The sequence below is a fragment of the Streptomyces sp. NPDC002888 genome, from assembly GCF_042888465.1.
Lineage (GTDB): Bacteria > Actinomycetota > Actinomycetes > Streptomycetales > Streptomycetaceae > Streptomyces.
This window is the reverse complement of record NZ_JBIAPU010000003.1, coordinates 90,854-110,618: the sequence shown is the minus strand read 5'-3', so window position 1 is coordinate 110,618 and position 19,765 is coordinate 90,854. Positions and strand designations below refer to the sequence as shown.

Annotated in this window: 15 protein-coding genes; 14 read left to right on the top strand and 1 reads right to left on the bottom strand. The window is 67.2% G+C overall.

All coding sequences use genetic code 11. From position 1 onward, the window contains the following. The first annotated feature begins 95 nt into the window (after window positions 1-95). The 8 genes from ACFYWX_RS06015 (at window position 96) to ACFYWX_RS05980 (ending at window position 12,536) form a co-directional block, all read left to right on the top strand. Window positions 96-680, top strand: coding sequence for a hypothetical protein (locus ACFYWX_RS06015; RefSeq protein WP_389422754.1), 585 nt, complete (start codon window positions 96-98; stop codon window positions 678-680). Next, a complete protein-coding gene (locus ACFYWX_RS06010; protein WP_389422753.1) occupies window positions 677-1,384 on the top strand; it encodes a hypothetical protein in 708 nt (235 codons plus the stop codon). Before ACFYWX_RS06015 ends, ACFYWX_RS06010 begins: the two co-directional genes overlap by 4 nt. Further along, window positions 1,384-6,105, top strand: a complete 4,722-nt coding sequence (locus tag ACFYWX_RS06005; protein WP_389422752.1) for a putative T7SS-secreted protein — start codon at window positions 1,384-1,386, stop codon at window positions 6,103-6,105. Before ACFYWX_RS06010 ends, ACFYWX_RS06005 begins: the two co-directional genes overlap by 1 nt. After that, window positions 6,105-6,389 carry a hypothetical protein gene (locus tag ACFYWX_RS06000; protein WP_389422751.1) on the top strand — a complete coding sequence of 95 codons (285 nt, stop codon included), beginning with the start codon at window positions 6,105-6,107 and terminating at the stop codon, window positions 6,387-6,389. Before ACFYWX_RS06005 ends, ACFYWX_RS06000 begins: the two co-directional genes overlap by 1 nt. A gap of 170 nt (window positions 6,390-6,559) precedes the next feature. After that, window positions 6,560-11,266: a putative T7SS-secreted protein gene (locus ACFYWX_RS05995; RefSeq protein ID WP_389422750.1), complete on the top strand. Its 4,707-nt coding sequence runs from the start codon at window positions 6,560-6,562 to the stop codon at window positions 11,264-11,266. Then, complete coding sequence (locus ACFYWX_RS05990; RefSeq protein WP_389422749.1) at window positions 11,263-11,682, top strand: hypothetical protein; 420 nt, start codon at window positions 11,263-11,265, stop codon at window positions 11,680-11,682. The genes ACFYWX_RS05995 and ACFYWX_RS05990 overlap by 4 nt, the downstream gene beginning before the upstream one ends. Before the next feature lie 172 nt (window positions 11,683-11,854). Further along, window positions 11,855-12,154 carry a polymorphic toxin type 28 domain-containing protein gene (locus tag ACFYWX_RS05985; RefSeq protein ID WP_389423057.1) on the top strand — a complete coding sequence of 100 codons (300 nt, stop codon included), beginning with the start codon at window positions 11,855-11,857 and terminating at the stop codon, window positions 12,152-12,154. Next, on the top strand, window positions 12,120-12,536 hold the full coding sequence (locus ACFYWX_RS05980) for a contact-dependent growth inhibition system immunity protein (protein WP_389422748.1): 417 nt from the start codon (window positions 12,120-12,122) through the stop codon (window positions 12,534-12,536). The genes ACFYWX_RS05985 and ACFYWX_RS05980 overlap by 35 nt, the downstream gene beginning before the upstream one ends. A 234-nt stretch (window positions 12,537-12,770) precedes the next feature. On the opposite strand, the gene ACFYWX_RS05975 is transcribed toward ACFYWX_RS05980, so the two are convergent. Further along, complete coding sequence (locus tag ACFYWX_RS05975; RefSeq protein ID WP_389422747.1) at window positions 12,771-14,441, bottom strand: chitinase; 1,671 nt, start codon at window positions 14,439-14,441, stop codon at window positions 12,771-12,773. A gap of 315 nt (window positions 14,442-14,756) precedes the next feature. On the opposite strand from ACFYWX_RS05975, the gene ACFYWX_RS05970 reads away from it, so the two are divergent. The 6 genes from ACFYWX_RS05970 to ACFYWX_RS05945 all read left to right on the top strand — a co-directional run bounded on the left by ACFYWX_RS05970 (window position 14,757) and on the right by ACFYWX_RS05945 (window position 19,754). Next, window positions 14,757-15,602, top strand: coding sequence for a hypothetical protein (locus ACFYWX_RS05970; protein WP_389423056.1), 846 nt, complete (start codon window positions 14,757-14,759; stop codon window positions 15,600-15,602). Window positions 15,603-15,667: 65 nt separating this feature from the next. Next, window positions 15,668-16,375: a Flp pilus assembly protein CpaB gene (gene cpaB / locus ACFYWX_RS05965; protein ID WP_389422746.1), complete on the top strand. Its 708-nt coding sequence runs from the start codon at window positions 15,668-15,670 to the stop codon at window positions 16,373-16,375. A gap of 9 nt (window positions 16,376-16,384) precedes the next feature. Then, window positions 16,385-17,623, top strand: a complete 1,239-nt coding sequence (locus ACFYWX_RS05960) for a CpaE family protein (protein ID WP_389422745.1) — start codon at window positions 16,385-16,387, stop codon at window positions 17,621-17,623. Window positions 17,624-17,625: 2 nt separating this feature from the next. After that, a complete protein-coding gene (locus ACFYWX_RS05955) occupies window positions 17,626-18,012 on the top strand; it encodes a TadE/TadG family type IV pilus assembly protein (RefSeq protein ID WP_389422744.1) in 387 nt (128 codons plus the stop codon). Window position 18,013: 1 nt separating this feature from the next. Beyond that, the gene (locus ACFYWX_RS05950) at window positions 18,014-18,388 is read left to right on the top strand and encodes a TadE/TadG family type IV pilus assembly protein (RefSeq protein ID WP_389422743.1); all 375 of its coding nucleotides are present in this window, start codon (window positions 18,014-18,016) and stop codon (window positions 18,386-18,388) included. A 28-nt stretch (window positions 18,389-18,416) separates the two neighbouring features. After that, window positions 18,417-19,754 carry a CpaF family protein gene (locus tag ACFYWX_RS05945; RefSeq protein ID WP_389422742.1) on the top strand — a complete coding sequence of 446 codons (1,338 nt, stop codon included), beginning with the start codon at window positions 18,417-18,419 and terminating at the stop codon, window positions 19,752-19,754. Window positions 19,755-19,765: the final 11 nt, after the last annotated feature.

The following is a 19,765-nucleotide window of genomic DNA, read 5'->3' as shown; positions in this document are numbered from 1 at the left end:
CGGAACCGGCATCAGTGGCTCACCGGCACTGAGCGGTGGCCCGTTGACAAGGTACGCGTTGCGTTCCGCAACGCGCCGGTGTGATGATTCCGGGCATGGCCGATCAGGGGGGCGGCAGCCCGGAGAAGCGTGGACGCAGGTCCCGGCTGGACGACTACGCGGAGATGACCGAGTCGGTCGACGCGGAGATGACGGAGCCGGTCGACGCGGAGATGACGGAGCCGGTCGACGCGGGTGACAGCACCCCGCTCGCCAGTGAAGCAGTACCACCACCCACCCCCTCCCCGGGCACCCCGGCCGACATGGCCCGTATCCGCCGCGAGTTCGCCGCGCTGCTCGGCGAGTTCCGTCGTACGCCCGTACTCGTGCCGCTCGACGAGGACGAGGCCCCGTTGGTCGGGGACTTCGGCGGCATCCGATGGATTTATGCCTTCTCGGACGAGTCGGCGCTGGCCAGGTTCGCGATCGCGAGGGGTGAAGGCGCGCGGGAGTGGGAGTACCGGCGTGTGCTGGGGGCGCGGCTGCTGGATGCCGGTGTCCCGGCGACGGGGGTTCCGACGGGCGTGGCGCTGGACGTGGGCAGCGACGGCGACGGCGTGCTGTTCCCGCCCGTGGTGGGGATCGTGCCGGACGCGGCGGCCGTGGACGCGGAGCCGGGGAACGGGGAGGAGCCTCAGTGAGCGGTGACGGTGACGGTGACAAGGGCAGCGGCGGCAAGGACCTCCAGGCGGTCGGCCTTGAGGCCATCGCGCAGGGCATCACCCTGACCCTCGCCGAGTTGAAGGAACTCGGCATCGACAGCCTCGCCGGCTCCGGCCGTGGCTTCGAGGAGCTCGCCCTCTCCGGCCTGGAGTTGGGCCACGAAGGACTGACCTCGACCTTCAAGTCGTTCTGCGAGCGCTGGGAGTGGGGCGTGCGCAACCTTGTGATCGAGGGCAACGTCTTCGCGCAGAATGTTGGGCTGTCGGCGGGCACGATGTACGAGACGGACCAGTACGTCGAGGGCGCCCTGAAGATCGGTGCCAACTCCCTGATGGGCAACCCGTACGCCTCCGAGGACGAGGTCACCCAGATGGGCTGGGGCCAGATCGCCAGCACCGGAATGGACTCCCTCAAGAACCCGGACTACAGCGAGGAGTCCTTCGACCAGGCGTGGGACAACAGCGTGCAGGGATGGAAGGACGCGGGTCGCGACGTGATGACCTCGCAGGCGATGAGCGGCCCCATCCCCGGCCCGCTCAACGTCCAGCAGGCCACGGGCGTGAGTGACGAGCAGTACGAGACCTTTCTGGACGCGACCTTCGGGCCCTCGGCTGAGGAGCGGGCCGAGCAGCCGCCGCCGCAGCAGCACTTCCAGGAGCGGCAAGGCGAGGAAACGGGCTGATGGGCCTCGGCGATTTCGTCAACGGCGGTCTGGACAAGCTCGAGGACGGCTGGGACGCGGGCAAGAAGCTCGTCGGTGAGGGCATCGACAAGGGCACCGACCTCATCGGTGCGGGTCTGGAGAAGGTCGGTGCGGATGACTGGGCCGACAAGGTCGAGGACTTCGGCGACGAGCTGGCCTCGGATCTCGGTGCCACTCCGGGCGAGCAGCAGCTCGGGCAGAGCGATCAGGCGAACGAGCTGATCCATGGCAACCCGGGCACGATCCGGGCGTCGGCCTCGCATCTGAAGGATTTCCATACGGCGTTCGACAAGGTCGGCGACGGTATGCGGAAGCTGGACTCTTCGCACTGGAAGGGCGAGGCCGCCGACACCTTCCGTGAGAAGTTCGCCATGCATCCCACCAAGTGGCTGCATGCCGCGGACGCCTGTGACAAGGCGGCCAAGGCGCTGGAGGACTTCGCGGACACGGTGAAGTGGGCGCAGGGCCAGGCTCAGGACGCCATCGACCTGTACAAGAAGGGCAGGAAGGCGTCCGACGACGCGGTGACGTCGTACAACAAGCGCGTCGATGCCTACAACGCGAAGGTGAAGGCGAACGAGGACCCGGGCCCGCGCCCGGAGCCTTTCAAGGATCCCGGCACGGCCGACATCAAGCGCGCTCGCGAGATCCTTGCCGAGGCCCGCCGCCAGCGCAACGACGCCGGCCGGACCGCGGCGACCTCCGTGCAGGCGGCCCTCGCTCACGCGCCCGCCGAGCCGCCGGCGCTGGACCGTCTGCGGGCGAACGCCGAGGACGGCTACGTGGCGGTCAACACCGAGATCCTGCACGTCGCCGGTGGTGTGATCAAGGGCGGTGCGGGTCTGGTGAACTTCGTCCGGGGCCTGAACCCGCTGGACGGTTACAACATCACCCATCCCGCCCAGTACCTCCAGAACGTCAGCATGACGCTCTCCGGTCTTGTCTCCACTGCCGCGCATCCCGAGCGTGCGGTGAAGTCGGCGTGGGAGGGCTTCAAGAAGGACCCGTCGGAGGGCATCGGCCGCCTGATCCCCGAGCTGATCGGAACCAAGGGGCTCGGGCTGGCGCGGGGCGGGTTGCGGACCGCGGTGAAGGAGGGGATGGAGGGGGCGGCGAGCAAGGGCGGGAAGACGGCTCGGGGCCGGGTGAACGAGGATGCCGCGCAGACCTCCCGTGCCGGCGAAGCTGTGGAGAGCAAGGGCACCGACCCGATCGACCTCGCCACCGGCAAGATGTACCTGCCGCAGACGGACGTCACCCTCCCCGGCGCACTGCCCCTCGTCCTCAAAAGACGCGTGGAGTCCGGCTACCACCTGGGCCGCTGGTTCGGCCCGTCCTGGTCCTCCACCCTGGACCAGCGCCTGGAGATCGACGCGGAGGGAGTCGTCCACGTCACGGAGGACGGCCTCCTGCTGTCGTACCCCCACCCCGCACCCGGCCTGCCCACCCTGCCCAGCCACGGCCCCCGCCTCCCCCTGGACCGGGTCGACGACGGCTACACCATCACGGACCCCCAGACCCACCGCACTTGGCACTTCGCCGACCACGGCCCCGACCTGGCGGTCCTGGAACAGATCGACGACCGCAACGGCAACTGGATCACCTTCGACCACGACGAGGCGGGAGTGCCGTCGGCCATCGTCCACAGCGGTGGCTACCGTCTGAGGATCGACAGTGCCGACGGGCGGGTCACCGGCCTGCACCTGGCCGGAGGTGGCGAGGACGGAGCCGATCTCCAGCTGGTCCGGTACGGGTACACGCAAGGGAATCTCACCGAGGTCAGGAATTCGTCCGGGCTGCCGCTCAGGTTCGGTTACGACGACGCGGGCCGGGTCACGTCGTGGACGGACACCAACGAGCACGCGTACACGTACGCGTACGACGACAGAGACCGGTGCATCGCGCAGGGCGGTACGGACGGGCACATGAGCCTCCGGCTGTCCTACGGCGAGAGGGACCCGGAAACCGGGCTGCGGACCACGAAGGCGGTCAACGGCGAAGGCGCCGTACGCCAGTACCACGTCAACGACCTCCACCAGATCGTCGCCATGGTGGATCCGGCAGGGCACACCCGGCACTTCACCCGTGACCGGCTCAACCGCCTGCTGTCCGAGACGGACGCCGTCGGCCGTACCACTTCCCTCCGGTACGACCCCCTGGGGAACCTGACGGAGATCATCCGTCCGGACGGGCGGCGAACGGCGTTCTCCTACGACACCCGTGGGCTGCTCACGCGCATGGTGCGCCCTGACGGAGGCTCGCTCCGCCAGGAGTTCGACGCCCTCGGCAACCGGACCTCGGTCACCGATTCGACAGGCGGCAGGCAATCCTTCACGTACGACGAGCACGGGCATCTGTGCGCGGTGCGCGATCAGTACGGCCGGGTGACCGAAATCCGCTGCGACGCAGCCGGTCTGCCCGTGGAGGTCCGCGATCACGCCGGCAACACCATGCGATACGGGCGGGACGCCTTCGGTCGCGTCACGGCCATCACGGACCCCTTCGGCGCGACCGGTGAGATGGAATGGTCCGTCGAGGGCCATGTCACCCGTCGGCGGAATCCGGACGGGACCGAGGAATCGTGGACGTACGACGGCGAGGGAAACTGCCTCACGCACACCAACACGGTCGGCGGAGTCACCCGTTTCGAATACGCCCAGTTCGACCTGCTGAAGGCGCGCGTCGAACCGGACGGTTCTCGTTACGAGTTCGCCTACGACAACGAACTGCGCCTGACCCGGGTGACCAACCCCCACGGGCAGACGTGGACCTATGAGTACGACGCGGTCGGCCGGCTCACCACGGAAACCGATTTCGGCGGACGCGTCACCCGGTCCTCGTACAACGCCGCCGGCGAGCTGATCTCCCGAACGAACGCCCTCGGTCAGGTCGTCTCCTTCGAGCACAACGACCTCGGGCAGGTCGTCCGCAAGAGCGTCGACGGGGAGGTGATGACGTACACCTACGACTTCACCGACCGGATCGCCCAGGCAGCCAATGGCCATACGAACCTGACTCTCCTCCGCGACCGGCATGGGCGCCTGGTCTCCGAGCGGATCAACGACCGGGAAGTGGCGTACCGCTACGACGAGTTCGGCAGGCTGACGGGACGCAGGACGCCGGCAGGCGCCGAGAGCGTCTGGGAATTCGATTCCGTGGGACAGCCTCGCCGGCTCACGGCGGACGGTCGTGACATCACACTGGAGTACGACCGGGTCGGCCGCGAAGTCGGTCGCCGGTTCGGTGAGTCCTTGAGTGTGTCCCGGTCGTTCGATGCCATGAACCGGCTGATCTCCCAAGCAGTGGACCACCCCCGCGGACGTATTCAGTCGAGGACCTACGAATATCGCGCGGACGGCAGCCTGACCAAGGTCCATGACCAGCTCAACGGCGTTCGGCAGTACGAACTGGACCTGGCGGGAAGGACGACGAGGGTCAGCGGAGAGGGATGGGAGGAGTCCTACTCCTACGACCCGCTCGGCAACCAGGTGGCGGCCGGTTGGCCGGCCCGTCCGTTCGGAGACGACGGCTGCGGCGAACGCGCCTACCAGGGCGCCGACCTCGTGCGTGCCGGCCGGATCCGCTACGAGCACGACGCGGCCGGACGTGTCGTACTCCGCCAGAAGACGCGGCTGTCCCGCAAGCCGGACACGTGGCGGTACAGCTGGGACGCGGAGGACCGGCTCACCCAGGTCGTCACTCCCGACGGCACGGTGTGGCGGTACCAATACGACGCCCTCGGCAGACGCACTGGCAAGCAGCGCATCGCGGAGAACGGCGTCGACGTACTGGAGCAGGTGGACTTCACCTGGGACGGTGTCTCGCTGTGCGAGCAGACGACCAGTTGGGGCGACTCCAGTGACTCGGTGACCCTGACGTGGCATCTCCACGGCCCCGAAGCGGTCGCCCAGAGCGAGCGCCGGACCATGGCCGCGGCCTCGCAGGAAGAGATCGACGCCCGCTTCTTCGCCATCGTCTCCGACCTCTCGGGATCTCCCTGCGAACTGATCGACGAGTCCGGAGAAATCGCCTGGCGGTCCCAGGCCACAAACTGGGGAAAACTGTCCTGGCCGGTCCGAAGCAACGCTTACACACCACTCCGTTTCCCGGGCCAGTATTTCGACTCCGAGACGGGCCTGAACTACAACTACCTCAGGTATTACGACCCCGAAGTCGCCCAGTACATCAGCCAGGACCCCCTCGGCCTGGCGCCGGCGGCCAACCCTGTCGGATACGTGGACCGGCCCTCGGTTTCCTGCGATCCGCTCGGGCTCGCCCCTCAGAAGTCACCGATCCCGCCGAAGCCGTATGAGACACCGAATCTTTCCGACTGGGCAAAGCACTTCAATCCCGAGGGAGGGATGGAAAACTGTACCTACGTCGGTGAAGCGTTTGATCGGTACCTTGGCGGCGAGGGACTACAGTCTGTGCCAGGGGACATGGGGGGAATCCAGTCCCTTGATCGACTGCAGAATGCGTATGGAAGAACCTTCAACGACACCAATTTCTGGGACATGGTTGACCACGTCCGAAACTCCGGAGACGGCGCTCGCGGTCTGGTTGCCGCGCTACCGGAGCAAGGGGCGGGCCATGTTTTCAATATCGTGAACCAACAGGGCCGGGTACTTTTCATCGACGTCCAGACAGGTTTTGTCGATCCTATGGGCTACAAGTCATTCAAACTTATGAGGACGAACTGATGTATACGCTGGAGCAAGCAGAACGACTGGCGGCGGATTTTCTCCGTCAGGAGACTGTCGGATCGGATCGCGAGGCTGCCCTGGTTGACAAGGACAGCTGCAAGGGAGAAAAGGGCGAATCCTTCTACTTCACCTATAATTCTGTCGAATATCTCGCTACCGGGGACGACAGGCATGCCCTTTATGGTCCGCCGGCCATCGCGGTGCACAAGGCAACCGGCGAGTGTCGATGGGTCGGTATGAAGGAATTCTCGGAAGTAGACCCTTTTGATCGCCGGCAGTGACAGGTGACCATGCGCGCTAGCGCTATCGGTGCACAACGTGACCGGCGCGTGCCGATTTGTCGGCATGCAGGATCTGCGGGCGGCTGGTGATCCGTTTAACTAGCGGCAGTGAGCGGTGAAAAGGGCAGCAGCATCGACAAGAGCGACAGCAGGGTGGGGGAGACCGGCTGATGGGCCTCGGCGATTTCGTCAACGGCGGTCTGGACAAGCTCGAGGACGGCTGGGACGCGGGCAAGAAGCTCGTCGGTGAGGGCATCGACAAGGGCACCGACCTCATCGGTGCGGGTCTGGAGAAGGTCGGTGCGGATGACTGGGCCGACAAGGTCGAGGACTTCGGCGACGAGCTGGCCTCGGATCTCGGTGCCACTCCGGGCGAGCAGCAGCTTGGGCAGAGCGATCAGGCGAACGAGCTGATTCACGGCAACCCGGGCACGATCCGGGCGTCGGCCTCGCATCTGAAGGATTTCCATACGGCGTTCGACAAGGTCGGCGACGGTATGCGGAAGCTGGACTCTTCGCACTGGAAGGGCGAGGCCGCCGACACCTTCCGTGAGAAGTTCGCCATGCATCCCACCAAGTGGCTGCATGCCGCGGACGCCTGTGACAAGGCGGCGAAGGCGCTGGAGGACTTCGCGGACACGGTGAAGTGGGCGCAGGGCCAGGCTCAGGACGCCATCGACCTGTTCAAGAAGGGCAGGAAGGCGTCCGACGACGCGGTGACGTCGTACAACAAGCGCGTCGATGCCTACAACGCGAAGGTGAAGGCGAACGAGGACCCGGGCCCGCGCCCGGAGCCTTTCAAGGATCCCGGCACGGCCGACATCAAGCGCGCTCGCGAGATCCTTGCCGAGGCCCGCCGCCAGCGCAACGACGCCGGCCGGACCGCGGCGACCTCCGTGCAGGCGGCCCTCGCTCACGCGCCCGCCGAGCCGCCGGCGCTGGACCGTCTGCGGGCGAACGCCGAGGACGGCTACGTGGCGGTCAACACGGAGATCCTGCACGTCGCCGGTGGTGTGGTGAAGGGCGGTGCGGGTCTGGTGAACTTCGTCCGGGGCCTGAACCCGCTGGACGGTTACAACATCACCCATCCCGCCCAGTACTTGCAGAACGTCAGCATGACGCTCTCCGGTCTTGTCTCCACTGCCGCGCATCCCGAGCGTGCGGTGAAGTCGGCGTGGGAGGGCTTCAAGAAGGACCCGTCCGAGGGCATCGGCCGCCTGATCCCCGAACTGATCGGCACCAAGGGGCTCGGCCTGGCCCGGGGCGGGCTGCGGACCGCGGTGAAGGAGGGGATGGAACAGGCGGCAAGCAAAGAAGCCAAGGGCGCCGCGGACGCCGCCAGACGGCACCCGGAAGAGCACGACACCCAGAACCCCCGGGAAAAGGTCGAGCACGATCCCACGGACCCGGTCGACCTCACCACCGGCAAGATGTACCTGCCGCAGACCGACGTGGCGCTGCCCGGCGCCCTCCCTCTGGTCTTCAGACGGCGGGTGGAGTCGGGCTACCACTACGGCAGATGGTTCGGCCCCTCCTGGTCGTCCACGCTCGACCAGCGCCTGGAAATCGCCTCCGAGGGCGTCGTCCTCGTCACCGAGGACGGCCTGCTCCTCACCTACCCGCACCCGGCCCCGGGCCTGCCCACTCTCCCCTCCCACGGCCCACGCTGGCCGCTGGACCGCGAGGACGGCGGCTACACGGTCACCGACCCCACTACCCACCGCGTCTGGCACTTCGCCGACCGCGGTGACGACCTGGCGGTCCTGGAACAGATCGACGACCGCAACGGCAACTGGATCACGTTCGAGTACGACGCCGAGAGCACGCCACTGGCCGTGATCTCCAGCGGCGGCCACCACGTCCGGGTCGCCACGCAGACGGGCCGCGTGACGGCCCTTCACCTCGCCGCCACGGGTGAGGAGTTGAAGCGCTACGCCTACACCGACGGCAACCTGACCGAGGTCATCAACTCCTCCGGGCTCCCTCTCAGGTTCACCTACGACCAGTCCGGCCGCGTCACCTCCTGGACGGACACGAACGACCGCGGCTACACGTACGAGTACGACGACCAGGACCGCTGCATCGCCGAGGGCGGCACGCACGGCCACCTGACCCTGCGCCTCTCTTACGGCGACACGGACCCGGACACCGGCCTGCGCGTGACGACCACGACCACCGCCGAGGGCCACACCCGGCGTTACGTCGTCAACGACGCCTGCCAGATCGTCGCCGAGACCGACCCCCTCGGCGCGGTCACCCGCTTCGAACGCGACCGCTACCACCGCCTCCTCTCCCGCACTGATCCCCTCGGCCACCGCACCACGTTCCACTACGACGAGTCGGGCAACCTCCTCGCCCTGACCCGCCCGGACGGCCGTGAGGCAAGGGCGGAGTACAACGAACTCGGCCTGCCAGTGAAGGTGGTCAGTCCGGACGGCACGGTGATCCGCCAGATGTACGACGACCGGGGCAACCGCACCTCCGTGACCGCCCCGCCGGGCCGGACCACGCACTTCACCCGCAACGAGGCAGGCCATGTCACCTCCGTGACCGACCCGCTGGGCCACACGACCACGATCGTGTGCGACAGGGCAGGCCTTCCCCTGGAGATCACGGACGCCCTCGGCGCGACCACCCGCTACGAACGCGACGCCTTCGGCCGCCCGGTAACCCTCACCGACCCCACGGGCGCCGTGACCCGCCTGGAGTGGACGGTGGAGGGCCATCTGGCCCGCCGTACCGCAGCCGACGGCTCGACCGAGTCATGGACGTACGACGGCGAGGGCAACTGCACCACCCACACGGACCCGATCGGCGGCATCTCCCGCTTCGAGTACACCCACTTCGACCTGCTGACGGCCCGCACGGGCCCGGACGGCGTGCGCTACGAGTTCGACCACGACCTGGAACTGCGCCTGACGAAGGTCACCAACCCGCAGGGCCTGATGTGGGATTACGAGTACGACGCGGCCGGACGCCTGATCACGGAGACGGACTTCGACGACCGCACGCTCACGTACACGTACGACCAGGTCGACCGCCTGATTTCCCGGACGAACGCGCTCGGCGAGGTGACGGGGTTCGAGCACAACGAGCTGGGCCAGATGATCCGCAAGGATGTGGCCGGCCGGGTCACGACGTACGCGTACGACATGACGGACCAGCTGGCCGAGGCGATCGGCCCGGACGACACACGTCTGACCCTCCTGCGTGACCGCTTCGGCCGCTTGCGCTCAGAGACGGTCGACGGCCGCACGCTGGCGTACACCTACGACGAGCTGGGACGCCGCACGGGCCGTACGACCCCGGCCGGCGCGACGACGACCTGGTCGTACGACGCTGCTGGCCGCCGCACCGGCATGGTGGCGTCCGGCCGCTCGATCGACATCACGTACGACCCGGCAGGCCGCGAACTGTCCCGCCGTATCGGCGAGACGGTCACCTTGGAGCACACCTTCGACCCACTGGGACGCCTGACGACCCAGTCGGTGACGGGCGCCGGCGACCGTGCGGTGCAACACCGTTCCTACACCTACCGCGCCGACGGCAACCTGATCGGCATCGACGACCAACTGTCCGGCTCCCGCCGCTTCGACCTGGACGCGACGGGCCGGGTGACGGCGGTCCACGCGGCGAACTGGACGGAGACGTACGCGTACGACGCGATCGGCAACCAGACGACGGCGCAATGGCCGTCCTCACACCCCGGCGGGGACGCAACCGGCACGCGCGACTACGAGGGCACCCGCATCACCCGAGCCGGCAATGTCCGCTACGAACACGACGAGCTGGGCCGCATCACCCTGCGCCAGAAGACCCGCCTGTCCCGCAAGCCGGACACCTGGCGGTACGAGTGGGACGCGGAGGACCGCCTCACGGGAGTGACCACCCCGGACGGCACACGTTGGCGCTACACGTACGACCCTCTGGGCCGCCGTACGGCGAAGCTCCGCCTGGCGGAGGACGGCGAAACGGTCGTCGAACGAGTGGACTTCACCTGGGATGGCACGACCCTGTGCGAACAGACCACCACGTCCGTCGCCCTGCCCCACCCGGTCACCCTCACCTGGGACCACCGAGGCCTGCACCCCGTAGCCCAGACAGAGCGCATCACTACCGCCGACGCACCCCAGGACGAGATCGACTCCCGTTTCTTCTCCATCGTCACCGATCTCGTCGGCACCCCGACCGAGTTGCTGGACGAGCAGGGAGACCTGGCCTGGCGCACCCGAAGCACCTTGTGGGGCACCACCGCGTGGGCCGCGAACAGCACCACCTACACACCCCTCCGCTTCCCCGGCCAGTACTACGACCCGGAAACGGGCCTCCACTACAACTACTTCCGCCACTACGACCCCGAAACGGCCCGATACCTCACCTCTGATCCCCTCGGGCTCGTCCCAGCACCCAACCCAAGCACCTATGTTCATAATCCACACGGACAATCTGATTCACTCGGACTTGCTCCCGAATGCCCTCGTGGCAAGAATGGGCGCGGGACCTACGACTTCAGGGAGCCGAACCCGAACCATCCGCCCGACGAAGGAGCGACCGCAGCCATGAGATCTGCTCCGATTGGTGGAAATATCGACTGTTCGGAGATTGCAGAGTACATTCTCAGAGAGGCTGGAGGGCGAGGGGAGATCATCAATTTCACAATGCGCGAAAGTTCAGCCATTAATATTCCTGAAGGTGCAGGTCGCGTAGTGACGGAATATCGCTATCATGATGTTTATGCGGACGGGCGATATGTGTACGATCCCGCGATGAGCTCAAAACCAATTCCATACGGTGACTATGAGCGAGCCATTCGCCTAGAGAATCCAGGAAAGAAGCTGATCGTCCAAGACGGGGGATACTCTGGACCTCTCTGGTGACAAGTGAATGGATGATTGTGTCGAGTCGTGGCGAACAGGCAGTGCAAGCGCTGAGCAGGTTTGGAGAACTCGCATGGTTTAAATTGCCTACGGAATTCAATTCTGTATATGGCTACGCTCAGGTTCCTTACATGGGGTGGCGCTACGCGTTCCCAGAAGAAGGGGTGGCGCAGCTCATTGAAGCTGCCGTAAGGGCTCTGCCGACGCAAGTTGACTGGGAAATCGACAGAACGCGCAGAAACTGGGTACTGGTCCCAACGCGGATTCTACTTGAGGCGCACGGGCTCGCCGACCCCAGCTTCAGAGACGTTGTTCACTCTATCAATGTTCAAGATCAAGAATTTTGTCTCAAAGCGCTGTCGGATTTCGAGATCATCATCCAACATCTGCTGCAGGTCGACATCCCGGAAGACTGAGGCAGTAAGCTTTTCCAACCTCATTTTGGGCTGGTCAGTTGCAGGGGCAGCACCGCTTGGATGAGGCCATGTCTGTGCGGGAAGCCGCCAGTACTTGCAGGGGGTGGACGGCCTCCTCTCTGAATCCAGGGCCCCGCGGCTTTGACCTGGACGCGGCGGGCGACCAGACCACATTGAAGATTTGAGGCAGGCTCGCAATGGCTTGGACAACGTTCGGTTGGCTCTGGAAGCGGAGCTGAGAAGTCCGCTGGCATCCATCACAGACCGTGGCATGGAAGTGCTACTGAAGAAGCGCGAGGAAGCCATTGAAGAGCTTGATCGCCTGAATGGTTTCCTGCACTCCATCGGCCGTCGATGGGGCCGTTGCATTCTGTTCAAAGCGAGATTGGTACGACCCTCCTTCATGGCAGCCACGGGGGGCAGGAAAGGAACTGACGATGTCGCAGCCCATCGATCGCGCCAAGTCGATTGAACAGTTGGACGGTCAGCGCTGGCCGGCCCCGCCGGCAGATGCGACCTCGATGGTCAGGAACGTTCATGATCTGCGTCGACGACCGATCGGGACGCTGGAACCGCACGAGCTGGCCCGCCTCATCGGGCAGGAGGTAGGGCTCCCTTGGCTGCTTCCCCTGGGTGTGGAGAAGTTGCGAGCCGACGTCCTCGATCAGGCAGCGGGCGGATTTTACGACGGCGACTTGCTGTACGTGTTGGTCAGGCGCGATCCGGAGGTTTGGAGAGATTGCCCTGACCTTGCTCGTGAACTTAAAGCAATCGTGGGGGCGTTGCCTTACGTATCCAGCTATGTGAAGTCGGATATCGAGAGTTTTCTTTCCTATCTCCGCGATGAGACGTGACCGCGTAAGGACGGTTCACCGAACCTTTGCAGTGTGTGCGTCCATGAGATGATTCTTCGCAGAGACGGTCCTGCGCTGCGAGTCCGCGGACAGAATGAACCGAGTAAGCATCGCCACCTGTTCGCCAGGATGCGCCGAGCAGCGGTCATCAATGGTCCGCACCCCGAACCGGATGTCGAGGTGCGGATCAGAGGATCGGGTGCGCTGGCTTCCTATGGCAAGCCGTCTGTCTGTCTACGGCAACCCATGCACATGCGACCCCACCGCGCTCGACCAAGCATTCCCCGCAGCCGCATCCCAGTTCGTCGACCACGTCATAGCGCCCCGCAGGTCCGGATACGTCCGGGACGGCTTGAACGACCCGCACCCCGTGCCCCTCGTCAGGCAGTCAAGCGCCGCGTTCACCACCGACGGCGAGACATAACCGCTGCCCGCCCCCCGCGTCGACGCCGGCACCCCCAGCCCCACCTGCGACGGAGACAACCCGCCCTCCAGCTGGATGCAGGCCAGCGCCGTCAGGAAGTCCACCGAGCCCTGACCGTAGACCTTGCCGTCGCAGCCCAGCATGGAGCCGCTGTTGTAGTACTGCATGTTGACGACCGTCAGGATGTCCTTCACGTTCAACGCCGTCTGGAAGTACGTGTTGGACGTCGACTGCATGTCGATCGTTTGCGGCGCCATCGTCAGGATGAGCGACGGGCCCGCCTTCGCCTGCAACGACCTCAGCGCCTGCGTCATGTACGTCGCGTTCAGACCGTTCTCCAGGTCGATGTCGACCCCGTCGAAGCCGTACGTCTGCATCAGCGAGTACACGGAGTTCGCGAAGTTCGTCGCCGACGTCGAGTCGCTGACCGACACCGTGCCGCGCTCGCCGCCCACCGACACGATGACCTTCTTGCCGGCCGCCTGCTTCGCCCTCACGTCCGCCTTGAACTGGTCGAACGTGTAGCCGCCCAGCCCGGCCGAGTCCACGTTGAACGTCACGGCGCCCGGTGCCCCGGTCGCGTCCGCGAAGGCCACCGCGATGATGTCGTACGCCGAGGGGACGTCCGAGATCCGTTGGACCGTCGCGCCGTTGTCGAAGTTCTGCCAGTAGCCGGTCACCGCGTGCTTGGGCAGGCCGGTGCCCCCGCCCGTCGGAGCCGTCGTCCGACCCGTCACCGTCGCCGACTTCACCGACTCACCCGCCGCGTTCGTCGCCGTGACCTGGAAGGAGTACGACGTCGACGCCGCAAGGCCGGTCACCGTCGCCGACGTGCCCGTCACCGCCGTCACCTTGGTGCCGCTCCGGTAGACGTTGTAGCCCGTCGCCCCCGACACCGCGTTCCACGCCAGCGACACCGACGACGACGTCGTACCGGAGACCGTCACACCACCAGGTGCCCCAGGGACAGTCGGCTCCGGGTCGCCGCCACCCCCGCCGTCCGGGCCGTACACCGACACGTCGTCCGCGTAGTACGCCGCCTGCCCGTACCAGCCGTGCGTGTAGATCGTCACCGACGTCGTCGACGCCCCCGTCGCGAACGTCGTCCGCAACTGCTTCCACTCCGACGAATCCGGCGTCCAGGTCGACACGTCCGTCGTCCCCGTGCCCGTCGCGCCCAGGTAGGCGTACCCGCCCCGCACCCACGCGCTCAGCGTGTACGTCGAACTCGGTCTCACCGTCACCGTCTGGGTGCAGCGGCCGTTGTCCTGGCCCGCCGGGGTCGCCTGCAGCGCGGTCGATCCGCTGTGCACGGGGGACGAGACGGTCGTACCGCTGCCCGCCGAGCATGTCCAGTTGCTCAGGCCGGACTCGAAGCCGGCGTTCTTCGCGTTGTTGGTGTCGGCGGCGGCTGCCCGGCCCGGGAGTAACAGACAGAGGGCTGCGGCAACGGCGGCGCTGACGAGTCGTGCGCGGTTCATGGTGCCTCCGTAGGGAGTGGGAGGTCCAAGGAGATTGGTACAGACCAGAATTTGGTCCAGACCAATCGAAGTGTCAAGGGCGAGGGTTGTGGAGACTTCGTGTGTGCAACCTGCCCCGTTTTGCCGCGACTTGTGTGATGTCAGTTGCCTACCGGCTGCGCAAACGCTGTTCTCCGTCCACAGGCGCGTGGATACAGTGCTGAGGTAGTCACGCAATGAAGTCACCTCGGTGCGCCGGAGTAACACCGGGTGCGCCGAGGGGCGGGGATAGGGGAGCTGCGCGTGCCAACTGCCATTGCCGTGACCAGTGCCGACATGGCGCTGCCGCCGCAGGACGAGCGGACCCTGCCCGCCGTCGTCCTGAACGACTTCGCAAGCATGCCGCTCGACCGGGCGGTGGGCGTGCTGCAGGCCGCCATCGAGCAGCACGGGTATGTGGTCGTCGCGTACTCGGGGGCCGTTCCGGCCGCGCTGGAGCGGCGGTTGTACACCGTGCGGTCGCTGCTCGAGAGCGATCGGATCGCTCTCTTCCGGCCGGAGCTGCCTCCCCTCGGACTCGCGGTCCTCGTACGGCAGCTGCGGCAACTCGCCTCCTGCGACCTCAGCCCGGGTGTGCTCGCCTCGGCCGGGCGGCTGCTGACCCACTACATCCACGCCGGCGCGCTGCTCGGCTCCGTCGCCCGCCTCGACCGCGTGCCGGTGAACCTGAAGTCCCATGCCAGGTCATGGGTCCCGGGCAGCCAGTTCGGCGTGGTCGCCCATCCACAGCCCCAGTTGGTGAAGATCGGGCCCGAAGCACGCCTCGCCGGGCCCGACTTCGACACCTCGCTGCTGGTCGGCAAGGGGCAGCTCCAGTCCGACTGGGTCACCGCCACACTCGCCCCCGCCTGGCACGCGCAGGGGCTGCGCGAGGTGCCGCTGCCCGCCGAGTCCGCCGAGTGGTGGGGGACCGGCAAGCTGATCGAGTTCTGCGCCTACCTGCCCGATCTGTCTGTGCTCTACCAACTGGTCACGTCCGTGCGGCAGACCGTCTGCCACTGGTGCGGTGTCGACGTGATAGGGGACCGCTGCGTGTTCTGCTCCGCGACCCCGCCCGTGTACGAGAGCGCGTCACCTGGGTACGAAATCCAGCTGTACGGGGATCAGGCCGCCGTCGGCTGAACCCTCGACCGGTCTCCCCAACCCCCCGCCCGCTCGACCCGACCCCCAACGAGGTTGCACGGTTCATGAACTCCCGTCAGCGCCGCGGCGTGATTCTCCTGCTCCTGTCGGTGTTGTGCGCCATCGGCGCCTTCGTCGGCGTGCTCTCCGTCATCAGCGACGTGAAGTCCAAGGTCGGCCCCGAGGTCACCGCGTACCAGCTGAAGAACAACGTGCCGCCCTACACCGCCCTCACCACGGGTCAGTTCGAGAAGATAGAGATGCCCGAGCGCTGGCTGTCCGCCAACGCGGTCACGGACCTCGCCGACATCCGCGGGAAGATCGCCGTGACGACGCTGAAAAAGGGCTCATTGCTGCAGAGCGACATGATGGTGGACCAACCCGCCCTGCAGCCCGGGCAGCAGGAGGTCGCCATCATGATCGATGCGGCGACCGGTGTCGCCGGCAAGATCACGCCGGGCTCCACGGTCAACGTGTACGCCACCTTCGAGGGTGAGCGGGAGGGTGACCCCGCTCAGTCCAAGATCATCGTAACAAACGCCAAAGTCCTGGACGTGGGCGATCTGAAGGCCCTCGAACCCGACCCGGAGGACCGCACCCGGGAACCCACGGACGCCGTCCCGATCACCTTCGCGCTCTCCTCCCTCGATGCCCAGCGCATCACGTACGCCGAGTCGTTCGCCAAGCGGGTGCGGCTCGCGCTGGTGGCGCCCGGCGGCGACAGCACGGTGCCGGACAAGGACCGTACGTACGAACTCACGAAGGACAAGTGAGAGGCCGCCATGCCCACGAGGATCCTCCCGGCAGTCGGCGACCCGGACGCCGTCCGCTCCGTCACGACCCTGCTCAGCCAGCTCCCGGACGCCGAACCGGTGGCCCCGGTGGCCGACTCCACCCAGCTCATCGACACCCTCGCCCGCCTCGCCGCCGAGTCGGTCGACGAACTGCCCGAGGTCGTCGTCGTCCACGAGCGGATCGGGCCCGTCCCCGCCCTCGAACTCATCCGCGAGGTCGCCCTGCGCTTCCCGGCCGTCGGCGTCATCCTCATCACCACCGACGCCAGCCCCAACCTCTTCTCCGCCGCCATGGACTCCGGCGCCCGCGGCCTGGTCGCGCAGCCGCTCAGCTACGAGGAACTCGCCCACCGCGTCCAGGCCGTCGCCCAGTGGTCGGTGGGCGTAAGACGCCATCTCGGGCACGGCGGCGACGTGTTCACCGGCGTCGGCGGCACCGTCGTCACGGTCAGCGGCGCCAAGGGAGGCGTCGGCACCACCCTCACCGCCATCCAACTCGCCCTGGCCGCCCAGGCGTCCGGCCGCAACGCGGCCCTGCTCGACATGGACCTCCAGACCGGTGACATCGCCTCCTACCTGGACGTCCAGTTCCGCCGCTCCGTCGTCGACCTCGCCACCATCACCGACATCTCGCCGCGCGTCCTCGCCGACGCCGTCTTCCGCCACGACACCGGGCTCGCCCTGCTGCTCGCCCCCGGCGAGGGCGAACGCGGCGAGGAGGTCACCGACCGCGCCGCCCGCCAGATCGTCAGCGCCCTGCGCTCCCGCTACGAGGTCGTCGTCGTCGACTGCGGCGCCCAGCTCGGCGGCGCCGGCGCCGCCGCCGTCGAGATGGCCGACACGGCCCTGCTCGTCACCACCCCGGACGTGCTCGCGGTCCGCGGCGCCAAACGCATCGTCCGCATGTGGGACCGCCTCCAGATCCGCAAGGCGGAGGAGACAACAATCGTCGTCAACCGCCACACCCGCGGTACGGAGATCCAGCCCGCCCTCATCCAGAAGATCACCGGCACCGCGATCGCCTCGACCGCGATCCCCGCCAACTTCAAGGAACTCCAGGGCGCCGTCGACGCCGGCCGCATCCACGCCCTCGACAACAAGAGCACGGTGAAACAGGCCCTGTGGGGCCTCGCCGGCGAACTCGGCCTCGTCAAGGCCAACGAGAGCGGCCACCGCGGCAGCCGGGGGTCGGTCGGCTTCCGGCGGCGCAGGGACGGAGGGGGATGACCATGGCCTTGAGAGGGCGGCTCCACCGGGACCGGGGGCAGGTCACCATCGAGTTCCTCGGCATGACACCGGTGATCATCGTGACCCTGGTGCTGGTGTGGCAGTGCGTGCTCGTGGGGTACGCCTACACGCTCGCGGGGAATGCTGCGGACGAGGCGGTACGGGCGGGGACGGCGGTGTCGCCAGGTGGTGCGCGGTTGGCAGCGTGCCAGGAGGCGGGAGAGAAGCACCTGTCGGGATCGTGGAAGGGGACGGTCGAGGACTGCGGCGGGACCGGCTATGTGCATGCCAGCGTGACCGTCGAGGTCCCGGTCCTCTTCCCGGGCAGCATCTCCTTCCCGTTCAAGGCGGAGGGCCACGCCGGCGCCGTGGAGGAGGCGAAGCACTGACATGTCGTACGAGCGTGCGGGGCGCCCTCGGCGGGGGCGGCGGGACCGGGGACAAGTCGCCATCGAGTACCTCGGGTTTGTACCCATCCTCATCCTCGTCGCCCTGGCCGGGATCCAGCTGGGCATCATCGCGTACGCCGCCCAGCAGGCCGGTACGGCGGCGCGGGCGGGGGCGCGGGCAGCCTCGCTCGGGGACAGTGCACCGCAGGGCTGCCAGGAGGCCGTCAGTGACTGGCTCGCCGACGGGACGAACTGCGTCCCGGCCCGCAGCGGCGACGAGGTGACCGTCACTGCCACGGTCGAGATCCCGTCCGTCGTCCTCATCTGGGACTTCGACCCCGCCGTGAAGACCGCCACGATGCCGATCGACCACTGAGCGACGAGCGACGAGGAGCACCGGACCCATGAGCCTGCGGGCACGCATCAACTCCCCCGAGGAGCACGGCAGCCGGGGTGAGGACGGCCATCTGGTCGCCTCCTACCGGGCCAAGCTCCTGGAGGAGATCGACCTCGCGGAGATGAGTTCGCTCGCGGCCGCCGAGCGCAGGGCGCGCCTGGAGCGGGTGCTGGGGCACATCATCAGCCGGGAGGGGCCGGTCCTGTCGACGGTGGAGCGCTCCCAGCTGATCCGCCGGGTGGTCGACGAGGCGCTGGGCCTCGGCATCCTGGAGCCCTTGCTGGAGGACGCGTCGATCACCGAGATCATGGTGAACGGGCCCGACGCGATCTTCGTCGAACGGGCGGGACGCGTCGAGCAGTTGCCGCTCCGCTTCGCCTCGAACGACCAGCTGATGCAGACCATCGAGCGCATCGTCTCGACGGTCAACCGCCGCGTGGACGAGTCGAACCCGATGGTCGACGCCCGCCTGCCCTCCGGCGAGCGCGTCAACGTCATCATCCCGCCGCTTTCGCTGACCGGCCCGATCCTCACCATCCGCCGCTTCCCGCGCTCCTTCACGCTGCACGAGCTGATCGGCTTCGGCTCGCTCGACGACCACATGCTGTTGCTGCTGGCGGGGCTGGTGCAGGCGAAGTTCAACGTCATCGTGTCGGGCGCGACCGGCACCGGCAAGACGACCCTCCTCAACGCCCTCTCCGGTCTGATCCCCAACGGCGAACGCATCATCACCATCGAGGACTCGGCGGAACTCCAGCTCCAGCAGGCGCATGTGATCCGCCTGGAGTCACGGCCCCCGAACGTCGAGGGGCAGGGCCAGGTCACCATCCGCGACCTGGTGCGCAACTCGCTGCGTATGCGGCCCGACCGGATCGTCGTCGGTGAGGTCCGCGGCGGCGAGTCCCTCGACATGCTCCAGGCGATGTCCACCGGCCACGACGGCTCCCTCGCCACCGTGCACGCCAACAGCGCCGAGGACGCGCTGACGCGACTGCAGACGCTGGCGTCGATGTCCGACGTGGCGGTGCCGTTCGTGGCGCTGCACGACCAGATCAACAGTGCCGTCGACGTCATCGTGCAGCTCACCCGGTTCGCCGACGGCGCCCGCCGCATCACCGAGATCGCGGTGCTCGACAGCCACGGCGGGGAGCCGTACCGGCTGGCCACCGTGGCCCGCTTCGACGCCCGGCCCATGACCTCGGACGGCCGTGTCTACGGCGCCTTCCAGTACTTCCCCCTCCCACGCCGCACCGCCGACCGCCTCTACATGGCGAGCCAGCCCATCCCTCAGGCCTTCGGCGTCGCCCACACGGTGGACCAGCTGGCCACCCGAGAAGCCAGGTAGGCAGGACAGCC